Source organism: Halanaerobium sp. MA284_MarDTE_T2, assembly GCF_003337245.1.
In the GTDB taxonomy this organism is placed as follows: Bacteria; Bacillota; Halanaerobiia; order Halanaerobiales; family Halanaerobiaceae; genus QPJE01.
Genome location: NZ_QPJE01000004.1, coordinates 87147 through 99564 on the forward strand (window position 1 = coordinate 87147; position 12418 = coordinate 99564).

Genomic DNA, 12418 nt, shown 5'->3' on the forward strand with positions numbered 1-12418 from the left:
TTTAGAATAATATCTGATATTCTTAAATAAATCCATTATCAACATTAGAAGTGCTGGTAGTGGATTTTCTTTCTACAGGAGGTTACTTAATGAAAAAAATAGATAAATTAAGTAAAAAAGAAAAATACTTTGCCATAATATTATTTGCAGGATTTCTTTTAAAATACAATTACCTCCTGCTTCGTATCTTTTATGTACCATCAATAACAGGAATTGTACTCAGAAATATCCTGTTTGCACTGCTTTTTGTAAAATTTTTACTGCCTCTTATCCACAGCAGAGAAGGCAGATTAAAATTATTCTTTTTCTCTTTTATCTTTACAGTTCTATTTATGTCCAATTACTGGTATAATCGCTATTTTGGTAATTATCTCAGTTTTTTTGATATTGTTTTTGGAGAAAGAACAGGTTCATTTTCTATGGTAGAGGTTCTAATAAAGCAGATAATTAAAATTTATGATCTTTTCTTTATACTTGATATTATCCTTTTGTTTGTCCTTTTATTTATGGCTGTACCGATAGAAAAAACTATTAAAAACCATAAAATTTTTAGTGAAATTAATCTGGATTTCAGCAGTATGATGATTAGTGGTTTTTTGGTGGTGGTGCTTCTTTTTTCTCAAATATTTTTAACCAATATAATTTTAGGAGGTAATAATCCGGTTGGACTTTACAGAAAAGGAACATCAGAATTTGTAAATGTTTATGGAATACTGCCGTTATATCTTTTTGAAAGCTCCAAATTTTTAAATATTGATAAAATAAAACAAAAAAAAGTAAAACCCACCTCTGATATCCCTTATTATAAAAAGCAGAAACAGCTGAGTGATGTGGATCTAATAGATAAAAATTCCAACATAATTTTTATACAGGTAGAATCACTGGATGAAAAAATGATTGGTTATACTCACAATGGAAAGGAAATAACTCCATTCTTGAACAGCCTAAAAGAAAAAAATATGTACTTTGAAAATTTTTATGCTCAAAAGGTTAATGGAAGTTTTGATGCTGATCTATCTGTTTTAACCTCTCTTTATCCTGTAAATAAAAGTTATGTTTTTAAAGAAATCGACATGGCAAATTTTTCATCTCTTCCTAAAATGTTAAAAAACAGGGGATACAGCACACTGGCATTTCATGGTAATGTCAAAACATTTTTTAATAGAAGTGAAGCTTACCCGGATTTAGGATTTGATGTTTTTTACAGTGAAGAAGATTTTGATAAAAATAATTCACTTCAGGATGGGGATGACAAAACACTTGGTATAAATGATTATGATTTTTTTGATCAGTCTGTAGATTATCTTGCAGAAGCTGAAAAACCATTTTTTGCATATTTTATCACATTAACAAGTCATACACCTTTTAATTTTTATCCTGAGGCAATGGTAAGGGATAAGTTTTCGGATATAGATAATATTTTTGTTAGAGATTATTTTCGTTCTGTAAATTTTGTTGATAAATCCCTACAAATGTTCTTTAAAAAATTAGAAAAAAATGATTTAATGGAAAACACAGTGGTTGTAATTTATGCTGATCATGAATCAGAAATTGACACATCAGAATATTATTCTGGGATAGATTTAGAAACAATTAGAAACATTAAAGCTCCCTATCACATCCCTCTTTTTATAATACATGATGATATTGGGGCTGAACTGTCATCCAAATATGGTACAACAACAGATATTGCTCCCACAGTACTTGATATAATGGGGTGGGATACTTTGCCCCAGCAGTTTGTAGGTTCTTCACTGCTGCTGGAACAGGAAAAACCGCTGCTTTTTTTACATGAAAATCCTCAAGTTTTGTATAAAGAACAGTTATTTGTAAAAAAGCAGAATGAATTTTTAAAGATTGGTTATCTTGAGGGAAGGGAAAATTCAGTGCAGCTTAAAGAAGAACAGACCGAAAATATTGCTGAGATCATTGAATTTATGCGGAAAATATTTTTGACAACAGAAACAGTAATTCCTGGAGGTGAATAATATTACTAAGTATTTTCTTTTAACACTGCTGATAATTATTATACTTATCTCTGTGTATGGAATATATTCATTTATTAAACCATCTAGACTTGGTAAGGAAATACTTAATAATTATAATTTAAATTATCCAGCTATAATTGCCCACCGAGGTGCTTCAAATGAAGCTCCTGAATCAACTGTACCCGCATTTAAAAAAGCCTTAAAAATTGGAGCTGATTATATTGAGGTGGATGTGCAGAGGACAAAAGATGGAGAGCTTATTATTTTTCATGATGAGAATTTAAAAAGGCTGTCCAATGTAGAAGAAATTTTCCCCAAAAAGGCTGATAAAAATATAGATGAATTTACTTTAAAAGAGCTCAAAAAATTGGATTTTGGATCTTGGTTTAATAATGCTTATCCAAAAAAAGCAAGCCCTGAGTATAAAAATCTTAAAATTATGAAGCTGGAAGATTTAATAAAAATGATGAAAAATAAAAGTACAAAAACTGGTCTATGTATAGAATTTAAATACCCTGAAAAATATCCCGATATCGAAAAACAGACTGTTAATTTGCTCGAAAAAACCGGCTGGCTTGAAAAACAATTAAAAAATAATATACCGAATTTACTTATATTCTCTTTTTCTGAAGAAAGTTTAAAAAAGATTAGAGATTTAAGTTCAGATTTAATAAGAATTTTACTTCTAAATGATAATATGGTCAGTATTGGCAGCTGGAAAAATTGGACTGAAAAAGCAGATGAATTTGCACATGGTCTGGCAGTTAAAGGGTTTGTCAGCTGGCCCTGGCATATTTCTTCAGCTCACCGCAGGGGTCTGTTTGTTTACTCATATGTAATTAACAAGTCCTGGCAGCTAAAAATTCTTTCTAGAGTTAAAGCAGATGGATATATAACAGATAGACCTGAATTGATAACCTCATTTTTTAATAGACTGGAAAAAATAACAGAAGAATTGACAGGAGATTTAATCGAAAAACAGTAATTTAAATGGGATTTTGTGTAAAACCGATAAAAAAAATAGAAAACTTTTTATTTGGTAAAATATTTAATAAAACACAGCAAAAAAATGTGATAAAATACAGTAAAGTGTTATTGTTGAGTAGTTTAATAAAATATTTGTGAGGAGGAAGGGTAAATGGATAATTTTGTTTTTCAAAATACAACTAAAATAGTTTTTGGAAAGAATACAGAACAGGAAGTGGGAGAATATACTTCAAAATATGGAAAAAAAGTTCTGCTTCATTATGGTGGAGGCAGTATTAAAAAATATGGTACCTATGATAAAGTTGTTAATTCTTTAGAAAAAGCAGGTATAGAATATGTAGAATTGGGTGGAGTAAAGTCCAATCCCAGAGTTGACCTTGTAAGAGAGGGTATAAAACTGGTAGAAAAAGAAAATGTAGATTTTATTCTGGCTGTTGGTGGTGGAAGTGTTATTGATTCAGCCAAAGCGATAGCAGTTGGCCGCTATTATGATGGAGATGTGTGGGATCTGTATCAGGGCCAGCTAAAAATTAAGCAGGCACTTCCTCTAGGGGTTGTACTCACCATTCCTGCTGCTGGAAGTGAATCTAGCGATGCATCTGTAATAACAAATATGGACGGTATGTACAAAAGAAGTATCCATTCAGATAAAATAAGGCCAAAATTTGCAATTATGAATCCGGAATTAACATATACCCTGCCTGATTATCAGACAGCTGCCGGTGCAGTAGATATAATGGCACATATTATGGAAAGATATTTTACCAACACACCAGATGTAGACTTTACAGATAGGCTCTGTGAGGGATCACTAAAAGCAGTGATAAGTAATGTTCCAAAAGCATTGAAAGAAAATGATAATTACCCTGCCAGAGCTGAGATAATGTGGGCCAGCACTATAGCTCATAATGGACTGCTCGGAACCGGAAGAGAAGAAGACTGGGCCTCACATCAAATAGAACATGAACTGAGTGGAATATATGATGTAGCACATGGTGCTGGGTTAGCAGTTATATTTCCAGCCTGGATGGAATATGTATACAAACATGATGTAGAAAGATTTGCTCAGTTTGCTGTACGTGTTTGGGATGTCGATCCAGATTTCAGTGATTTAAACTGGACAGCGAAAGAAGGCATCAGAAAAACAAAAGAATATTTTCACTCTATTGGTATGCCGACAACACTTAACGAATTGGATATTCCTGGGGACAGACTGGAAGAAATGGCAGAAAAATGTACCGAAAATGGATCTGTCGGCAGTTTCCTCAAATTAAACAAAACAGATGTATTAAAGATATACAGAATAGCTCAGGAGTAATTTTATAAAGATAATTACTGTCCTGTCTAAAAATGACAGGGCAGTATAATAAAAGTTCGAAAATAAACTGGAGGTGGGTAAATGCTGCAGAGAATATTTTCATTCTTTTTTCTGCTGATTGTCTGGATAATTTTTTCTGGCCGCATCTCTTTTGAAGTCCTAATAGTTGGTATGGCTGCTTCATTTTTGATAACAATATTTTTTAGTGATCTATTGTTTAGAGCCCCAGAAAAAAGGCGGCCCTGGTATTCTTATGTTCGCAAATTTTTTCTTATACTAATGTTTATTCCTGTGTTTTTCTATGAAGCACTAATGGCTTCATTAAAAGTTTCGTACCATGTTTTAGAAAAAACCCCTTCCTTTAATCCCGGGATTGTTAAAGTAAAGACAGAGCTGGAAGATATAACGGCATTAACTCTGCTTGCTAACCTTATTACTCTAACTCCGGGAACACTAACTCTCGATTATGATAAATCAGAACAGGTCTATTACATCCACTGGATAGACGTAAAAACGGTTGAAGAAGCCGAATTGAAAAAGAAAATAATTGCTCGTTTTGAAAGATGGCTGGAGGTGATTTTTGAATGATAATAGGGTTTGCTATTTTTTTCACAATACTTTCAATTATAGTTTCATATCGTGTAATAAAAGGACCAACAATTACAGACCGATTGATTGGTGCTGATACAATTGGAATATTTTTATCGATAGTTATGCTTTTAATAGCATTAGAATATGATCTTTATCTTTTAATCGATATAGTACTTGCATATGCGGTACTGCTGTTTATAGATGTTCTGATTTATGCGAAATATTTTGAGCACGGGGAGCTGTATAAATAATGAAAATAAATATAATTATTGCTTATTTTTTAATGTCAACAGGAGCTATCTTTGCAGTTATTACAGTGCTGGGACTGCTCAGATTTCCTGATGTATATACAAGAATCCACGCTGGAGCTGTTGTACTTACAATAAGTGCTGTACTGGTCACTTTAGGAACCGCCATATATGTCTGGGAGTTTTTCTTAAGCATGAAGGTGCTGTTAATTGGAGCTTTTTTTCTCTTTTCCAATCCTATGGCAACTCATGCTATTGCAAGGGCCTCTTACAGCAGAGAAATTGCACTGCCAAATGAGTATAAAATCGATGAATATTTCAGTTACCTTGGGAGAGATTAAAAATGATCATTTTAGAATGTATGCTGCTTTTTTTTCTGGTTATGTCGGCAACAATGGCTGTTATCTTTGAAAAAGAACTTATTTCTATAATTTTTCTTTCAATTTTTTCTATTATATTAACAGCTATATATCTTATTTACAGAGCTGCAGATGTCGCACTTGCTGAAGCTGTAATAGGTGCTGGCTTAAATACTGCAATTTTTATGAGTGCCATAAGTCAGATAAGGAAAGGGAAATCCTGAAAACAATTTATGTCATATTATGAAGGAGGCTTTATGAAGAAAAAACTGACACATATAGCAGTAATTACTATTTTAGCTGTTTCTGGAGCTGCTGTGTTTTTCAATCTAAAGGTAATGTCTTTATATAAGGATATACCGAGAGGTATTTCAAGATATTTTATTTCTTTTGGTCTGCAGGACACAGGTTCACTTAATCTGGTAACTGCTATTTTATATGATTATAGAGCATTTGATTCATTGGGAGAAAGTACTGTTATTTTTGGGGCAGTTAGTGGAATTGTTCTAATTTTATCCCGTAAAATGCTGCCGGTATCTTCGCATGGGCTATCATTTATTGTAAAAAGAACTCTGGGGATTATGACACCTTTTATTGCACTTTTTAGCATATATGTTATTACTCACGGCCATCTGTCACCTGGGGGAGGATTTCAGGGTGGTGTAATTCTGGCTGCTATTTCAATTATTTTTAGTATAGTATATGGTAGTGCGTTTGATTATAAAAGATATAGTCCACAGATGAAAACTACCATGGAAACAACAGGAGCACTAATGTTTATAAGTATTGGTGTGCTGGGCATATTTTTTGAGGGATTTTTTCTGGATAATCTCAATTTTTTGGGAGGAAAAGCTGGGACACTGATAAGCGCCGGCAGTATACCTATTATAAACATTGGAATTGGTTTAAAAGTAGGTGCAGGTTTGGCAATAATATTTTACAGTATGATTCAAAAAACATTTAGAGAGGAGCTCTAATATGCTGAATAATTTTATATTTGCATTTTTATTTATGTTAGGGCTTTATGCAGTAATAATAAAAACAAATTTAATTAAAATGGTAATTGGACTTAATATCATGGAAGCAGCTGTATTCTTATGGGTTATTGCTTTTGCCGATGTAGGAAAAGATGTTCCAATCTATCATCTGGGGCGTGTGGGAGAAAATTTTAATGATCCAGTACCACAGGCTTTAACTTTAACAGGTATAGTTATTGGTGCCAGTACTTCAGCACTTCTTTTGACACTTATTATAGAATTAAATAAATTTACCGATACAATTGATAGAAATAATTTAAAGGGGTTGAATGATTAAATGGATATAGAAATATTATTATTAATTGTAGTACCCCTGGCCACTGCATTTTTGATTCCTCTTATTGACCTTATAAGTACAAGATTGAGAAGAATACTTATTTTTTTCAGCTCAATAACAGAAATATATATAATTCTTTCAATTTTTATTAAAAATTATAGTTCACTTAAAGCAGGAAATTTTTTTCTAAAATATAATCTGGGCGGTTGGAGTCCGCCTTTTGGTATTAATCTTGCTATGGACAGTTTGAGCTTATTATTTTCTCTTATAGTGACCCTGGCCCTTTTTATGATTGTAATATTTTCAATTGGTTTTATTGGTCATCATGAAGGCAAATATTATGTTCTCTTTTTTTTAGTTATTGCTTCAATAGAAGGTGCACTTCTAACGGGAGATATATTTAATCTTTATGTATTTATAGAGATAATGACAATATCTACTGCCCCTCTTGTTGCTTTTAAAAGATCGCAGGAATCTACCGAAGCTTCAATTAAATATCTGTTCTATGGAATAACAGGAGGAGTGTTCTTTTTTATTGGGGTTATCTTAATCTATTTCAGTCTTGGTACTTTAAATATGGCTGAAATAGCACGAGATTTTGACTTAATAGACAGTACAATGAAGATTACCATTACAGCTGTTTTTATGCTTGGTATGTTAATTAAACTGGGAATTTTTCCCTTTCATTACTGGCTGCCAAAAGCACATAGTGCCTGTCCAGCATCTATAAGTGCTGTGCTGTCAGGTATTTTGCTGAAAGTATATCTGTACATATTTATTCGTATTTTCTGGACAATGATTAACTTTAACTTTCTTGTAGATATACATATTGCACCCTTTATTCTGGACCTTGCTTTAGTATCAAGCATTTTAGGGCATATATTTGCTCTGCAGGCAGATGATCTAAAAAGGATGCTTGCATTTTCCAGTATTGGACATATTGGCATGATACTGGCAGTTGTTATGCTTAATACAGAAGCAGGATTTTATGGAGGTTTGCTCCACATAATTAGTCATATGCTTATGAAGTCCGGTCTATTTACTGCAAGTGGCTATCTGCTTCAGTATACAATTTCCCATAATATTGATGATTTTAAGGGAGTTGGATATCGGAACCGCTTATTATTTATTTCTTTTATTATATTGTCACTTAGCATGATAGGTATGCCTCCACTGATTGGTTTTGTTAGTAAATGGTATGTTCTAATGGCATTTTTAAAGGCAAGACATTTTTTCGGTGCTTTTATAGTTATTTTCGGAAGTTTAACAGCTGTAGTTTACTATTTGCGGTATATTTCTAAAGCATATGAAGAAATAAAGCTGACAGAAGATGATCTTAAAAGAGAGATATTCAGCAGACCTCTGTTATCAGTTTTTTACAGAGAAAAAATCGTAACATCGGTAGTATATATATTTACTTTTCTGGTTATCTTCTTTGGTATCGGATTTAAATTATTTGATATGCCCATAAAAATGGCTGCTGCAGAACTGACAAACCCACAGAGATATATAGACCTTATTAATTTGGGAGGTTAGCTGTGATTTTATTAATTGATCAATTTTTAAATAGTATAATATGGGAAAGTTATTTTCCCCTGCTGGCAGGAACCGGAGTTATTTTAACTTTAATGACTGCCCTGGCAGCCTGGCACTATATTAAAACAAAAAAAATGTGGTATTATATTATAACAGCTGTATATATATTAAGCTTTTTAACTGTAATACTTACAGATAACTGGTTTTTCTTTCTGTTTGGATGGGAACTTGTAACTCTTACCACAACCTTCCTGCTGGCCTGGAGCAGCTGGAAGCTGGTCAAGCAGTATTTTGTTATACAATTTGCCGGCAGCAGTATACTGCTTTTTGCGGTCCTGACTGCAAATGCTGCTGGGTATGCTAAAATTGGTGTAATCGATTCTTTCTGGCTTCAGTTTCTGCTGATTATGGGGGTAGGAATGAAAAGCGGTTTATTTGGTTTTCACTTCTGGCTGCCTCCAATTCATTCTGAAGCACCAGCACCGGTAAGTGCCATTCTATCAGGCTGGGTAGTAAAACTGGGCTATATTTTTCTTTTAAAAATCATCCCCATAGAAACCGGTAACCCGATACTTTTCTTTTTGGGTTTTACAATGATAGTTTATGCAGGTTGGAAGGCATTTAGATCCAGTGATTTAAAAGTTATGCTGGCCTACAGTACTGTCAGCCAGCTTGGATTTATAGCACTTGCTGTTGGAATTGGTGGTAAGTATGGATTCCTGGGTGCGGTTCTCCATATTATTGCACATGGATTTGCTAAAACATCACTTTTTATTGCAAGTGGTATCTGGCAGAAAGAGTTTGGAAGCAGAGTTTTTTATGATTTTAAAGATGCAGTGCTGAGGCGGCCTGTTAGTGGTATTGTCACTATACTTGGTTTTTCATCACTCAGTGGAGTAATATTTACGGCAGGATATAACAGTAAATATCTTATTAAATCTGCTCATAGTTCAGGATTTTTAAATTATATTATTTTCTTTCTTTTAGGACTGCTGACATTTTTCTATGCAGGTCGAACGGTTTACTGGATATTTTTTAATAAAAACAATGGAGAATATTCTTCTGAAAGTCTGTTGAAAGATATCAGCAGTTATCCAATCTATAAAACTGATCTTGCAGCACTTCTGATAGGTGGAATTGCTTTAATTGTAGTTGGATTATTTCCAGAAATACCCGGCAGTCTTATACCACAGCTGGCAGATAAAGATTTTCATATACTGTCAGGAATCAGAGATACAATTATTTATCTGGCTGTTGTAATTTTTGTTTTAAAGAGAAAGTCAGGATTTGTATTTGAGGTTAGAGAAGATCTTTCACTGGAAAAATATCTTCAGTCATTTTTAAATTTTGTTTATAAAATAGGGAAAAAGAGTATTAAATTTGACACTGAAAAAATATTTGAAATATTTTTCTATAATGCTATATTTAATGGAGCAAGAAAATTATATAATTTTATCTACCAGGATTTTTCTATACAGATTCTCTGGATACCGATATTTTTGACAGTATTACTGCTCTGGAATCAGATATATTCATTTTTTAATTGAGTTTTAGATAAATCCAGACATTTTGTTGATTACAAAATATATCAAAATTGGTTTTTAATAGTTTTCTGATGGTAAAATAAAATAGAATATATAAAGAAAAGAATTGAGCCGATAATTATGCTGAACAATAAAAAGAGTGTTTATTCCTGGGTGATTTATGACTGGGCAAATTCTGCTTTTGCAGCCACAGTTCTGGCAGCAGTACTGCCGATTTTTTATAAAGATGTTGCTGCAGCTCATCTGGCACCACATATTGCGACATCATACTGGGGATATACTCAAACAGCTGCCATGATAATAATAGCTGTTCTATCTCCAGTGCTTGGAGCTGCGGCAGATTACAGTGATTCCAAAAAAAGTTTCCTCAAATTTTTTGTATTTTTAGGTACATCTGCTACTGCAGTATTGTTTTTTGTTGAGAGGGGAAATTATATTGCAGCCTCCCTTTTATTTATAACTGCCAATATCGGTTTTGCTGGAGGAAATGTATTTTACGACGGATTTTTAACAGATATTGCTTCAGATGAGAATATAGACTGTATCTCATCTCTTGGTTATGCGGCCGGTTATCTAGGTGGGGGTATTCTGTTGGCAATTAATCTCCTCATGATTTCCAGACCACAGCTATTTTGTATTTCTGATTCAATTAAAGCTGTAAGAATTTCTTTTGTAACAGTTGCTGTCTGGTGGCTGCTTTTTTCTATACCAGCCTTTGTAAATCTCCCCTCATCCAGAAATATAGTTAAGAAAATTTCTTTTCAAGAACAGGGTATAATAAGTTTTAAAAGATTAAAAAATACCTTTAGAAATATAAAAAAATACAGAGAACTGTGGAAATTTCTGCTTGCATTTTGGCTGTATAATGATGGTATTGGAACAATAATCAGAATGGCAGCTATCTATGGACGGGAAATAGGAATTGGGCAGTCTGATCTGATAGGTGCTTTACTGCTGACACAGTTTATCGGAATACCATTTGCACTTCTTTTTGGAAGAATGGGCCAGCATTTTGGAGCCAAAAAAGGTATATTTGCTGCACTGACGATTTATATTTTTGTACAGTATACGGCTTTTTTCTCAGCACAGCACTGGATTTCTGGATTCTTGCTGCTTTAGTTGGTCTGGTACAGGGAGGAGCACAGGCATTGAGCAGGTCTCTTTATGGGAGTATGATTCCCAGGGATAAATCGGCTGAATTTTTTGGATTTTTTGGAGTATCCAGCAAGTTTGCAGCAGTTTTAGGGCCAACTGTTTTTGCTGCTGTATCACAGCTGACTGGTTCAGGCAGAAATGGAATACTTGCTGTTGCCCTATTTTTTATACTGGGTATGATTATGCTGTCAGCTGTAGATGTAGAAAAAGGGAGAAGTGAGGCCAGACAGTAATTTAAACCTGCAAATAATCAGTTGAAATGATGAAATGACGTGAACCTCTCCACCCAAATTACAGATTCAGATGGATTTTTTTGGCTGTTTTAGATAAAAAATATATAAAAAGTTAAATAAATTTTTATATTGAAATTTGAAATACACTTTTTGAAATACGTATTAAAGAAAGGAAGTTTGCTATGCCAGATTTCTGGACACACATGATTTCAGGACAAAAAGTAATTAAAGAGCTTGAAAATGATAATTTTAGAAATATATTGTACAGTGAAATGAGCTGGTATAATTTCGGCTGTCAGGGTCCTGATTTTCTTTTTTTTAATAATTTTTTACCATGGGAAGAAGAAAGTAGTGGTTTAAAAGCAGCAGAAGTAATGCACCAGCAGAAAACAAAAGTAATGCTGAAAAAACTAATTGATTACTGCAAAAATATTTATAATAATGAACAAATAGGAGAGAAAACCTCAAAGAAACTGCTGGCATATACAGCAGGGTTTCTGCTGCACTATTCACTTGATATGAAGGTACATCCTTTTGTCTATGCCCATGATGGGGAAGGTGACAGACATAAAAGAATAGAGATGAGCCTTGATATTTATCTTGTAAAAAAAGAATGGGATACAGGAGCTGATTTTTTAAAGCCGACCGATTATATTGATCTTGGTGATAGGCTTCCAATTCAAATAGAAGAATTATACAGCTATCTGCTCAGCACTGTTTTTAATTATAGTGACAAAATTGATTTTCTGCAGAAATCATATCTTGATTTCAAGAAATTCCATAATATATTTTACAGCCCTTTTAAATTTAAGTATATAATTTTTAAACTGCTTAATCTTTTTGTAAAAGAAGATCTTTCTCTCTACAGCTACAGTGAAAAGTCAAATAATGAAATATTAGATGAAGAAGATTACAGAGTCTTTTATCAGCTTTTTGAAGCAGGTATCAGACAGGGAACCGAACTGCTAAATTTATTTTATCAATATCTGAACTCAGGAGTAGAATTTGAAATTTTGCAGGAAAAACTTCCAGCAATTAATTTCTTGGGAAGAAAAATATAAAAAATAAGTATAATAAAGGATTTTTAGAACATATCTTGAATAAAAAATTAATATGAGTCGACTGCTGTTATAGAATGGTTCAGG

12 protein-coding genes and 1 pseudogene are annotated in these 12418 nt (G+C 33.1%); all 13 read left to right on the plus strand.

The genetic code is table 11. The features are described from left to right. Window positions 1-89: 89 nt before the first annotated feature. The 13 genes and pseudogenes from DFR78_RS03200 (at window position 90) to DFR78_RS03260 (ending at window position 12334) form a co-directional block, all read left to right on the plus strand. Complete coding sequence (locus tag DFR78_RS03200; protein ID WP_114457401.1) at window positions 90-1988, plus strand: LTA synthase family protein; 1899 nt, start codon at window positions 90-92, stop codon at window positions 1986-1988. After that, window positions 1981-2973 (plus strand): glycerophosphodiester phosphodiesterase family protein, encoded by a 993-nt coding sequence (locus DFR78_RS03205; RefSeq protein ID WP_233486960.1) that lies wholly within the window; start codon window positions 1981-1983, stop codon window positions 2971-2973. The genes DFR78_RS03200 and DFR78_RS03205 overlap by 8 nt, the downstream gene beginning before the upstream one ends. A 153-nt stretch (window positions 2974-3126) precedes the next feature. Beyond that, entirely contained in the window at window positions 3127-4293 is a 1167-nt protein-coding gene (locus tag DFR78_RS03210; protein ID WP_114457402.1) for an iron-containing alcohol dehydrogenase, read from the plus strand. An 81-nt stretch (window positions 4294-4374) separates the two neighbouring features. After that, on the plus strand, window positions 4375-4881 hold the full coding sequence (locus tag DFR78_RS03215; RefSeq protein WP_114457403.1) for a Na+/H+ antiporter subunit E: 507 nt from the start codon (window positions 4375-4377) through the stop codon (window positions 4879-4881). Further along, a complete protein-coding gene (locus DFR78_RS03220; RefSeq protein ID WP_114457404.1) occupies window positions 4878-5135 on the plus strand; it encodes a monovalent cation/H+ antiporter complex subunit F in 258 nt (85 codons plus the stop codon). The genes DFR78_RS03215 and DFR78_RS03220 overlap by 4 nt, the downstream gene beginning before the upstream one ends. After that, window positions 5135-5473, plus strand: coding sequence for a monovalent cation/H(+) antiporter subunit G (gene mnhG / locus DFR78_RS03225; RefSeq protein ID WP_114457405.1), 339 nt, complete (start codon window positions 5135-5137; stop codon window positions 5471-5473). The genes DFR78_RS03220 and mnhG overlap by 1 nt, the downstream gene beginning before the upstream one ends. A gap of 2 nt (window positions 5474-5475) precedes the next feature. Beyond that, complete coding sequence (locus DFR78_RS03230) at window positions 5476-5715, plus strand: hydrogenase subunit MbhD domain-containing protein (RefSeq protein WP_114457406.1); 240 nt, start codon at window positions 5476-5478, stop codon at window positions 5713-5715. Between the two features lie 33 nt (window positions 5716-5748). Next, window positions 5749-6468, plus strand: a complete 720-nt coding sequence (gene mbhE, locus DFR78_RS03235; RefSeq protein ID WP_114457407.1) for a hydrogen gas-evolving membrane-bound hydrogenase subunit E — start codon at window positions 5749-5751, stop codon at window positions 6466-6468. Between the two features lies 1 nt (window position 6469). Continuing rightward, window positions 6470-6805, plus strand: coding sequence for a sodium:proton antiporter (locus DFR78_RS03240; RefSeq protein WP_114457408.1), 336 nt, complete (start codon window positions 6470-6472; stop codon window positions 6803-6805). Next, window positions 6806-8341 (plus strand): complex I subunit 5 family protein, encoded by a 1536-nt coding sequence (locus tag DFR78_RS03245; RefSeq protein WP_114457409.1) that lies wholly within the window; start codon window positions 6806-6808, stop codon window positions 8339-8341. It abuts the gene before it with no gap. A 2-nt stretch (window positions 8342-8343) separates the two neighbouring features. Then, window positions 8344-9888 carry a complex I subunit 5 family protein gene (locus DFR78_RS03250; protein ID WP_114457410.1) on the plus strand — a complete coding sequence of 515 codons (1545 nt, stop codon included), beginning with the start codon at window positions 8344-8346 and terminating at the stop codon, window positions 9886-9888. A 117-nt stretch (window positions 9889-10005) separates the two neighbouring features. Then, window positions 10006-11273, plus strand: a pseudogene (locus tag DFR78_RS03255) (MFS transporter). Between the two features lie 182 nt (window positions 11274-11455). Continuing rightward, the gene (locus tag DFR78_RS03260; RefSeq protein WP_114457411.1) at window positions 11456-12334 is read left to right on the plus strand and encodes a zinc dependent phospholipase C family protein; all 879 of its coding nucleotides are present in this window, start codon (window positions 11456-11458) and stop codon (window positions 12332-12334) included. Window positions 12335-12418: the final 84 nt, after the last annotated feature.

What these genes read in the sequence shown, in the direction of transcription:
- DFR78_RS03200 (WP_114457401.1), top strand. Translation starts at nt 90, where the DNA reads ATGAAAAAAATAGATAAATTAAGTAAAAAAGAAAAATACTTTGCCATA.
- DFR78_RS03210 (WP_114457402.1), top strand. Translation starts at nt 3,127, where the DNA reads ATGGATAATTTTGTTTTTCAAAATACAACTAAAATAGTTTTTGGAAAG.
- DFR78_RS03215 (WP_114457403.1), top strand. Translation starts at nt 4,375, where the DNA reads ATGCTGCAGAGAATATTTTCATTCTTTTTTCTGCTGATTGTCTGGATA.
- DFR78_RS03220 (WP_114457404.1), top strand. Translation starts at nt 4,878, where the DNA reads ATGATAATAGGGTTTGCTATTTTTTTCACAATACTTTCAATTATAGTT.
- mnhG (WP_114457405.1), top strand. Translation starts at nt 5,135, where the DNA reads ATGAAAATAAATATAATTATTGCTTATTTTTTAATGTCAACAGGAGCT.
- DFR78_RS03230 (WP_114457406.1), top strand. Translation starts at nt 5,476, where the DNA reads ATGATCATTTTAGAATGTATGCTGCTTTTTTTTCTGGTTATGTCGGCA.
- mbhE (WP_114457407.1), top strand. Translation starts at nt 5,749, where the DNA reads ATGAAGAAAAAACTGACACATATAGCAGTAATTACTATTTTAGCTGTT.
- DFR78_RS03240 (WP_114457408.1), top strand. Translation starts at nt 6,470, where the DNA reads ATGCTGAATAATTTTATATTTGCATTTTTATTTATGTTAGGGCTTTAT.
- DFR78_RS03245 (WP_114457409.1), top strand. Translation starts at nt 6,806, where the DNA reads ATGGATATAGAAATATTATTATTAATTGTAGTACCCCTGGCCACTGCA.
- DFR78_RS03260 (WP_114457411.1), top strand. Translation starts at nt 11,456, where the DNA reads ATGCCAGATTTCTGGACACACATGATTTCAGGACAAAAAGTAATTAAA.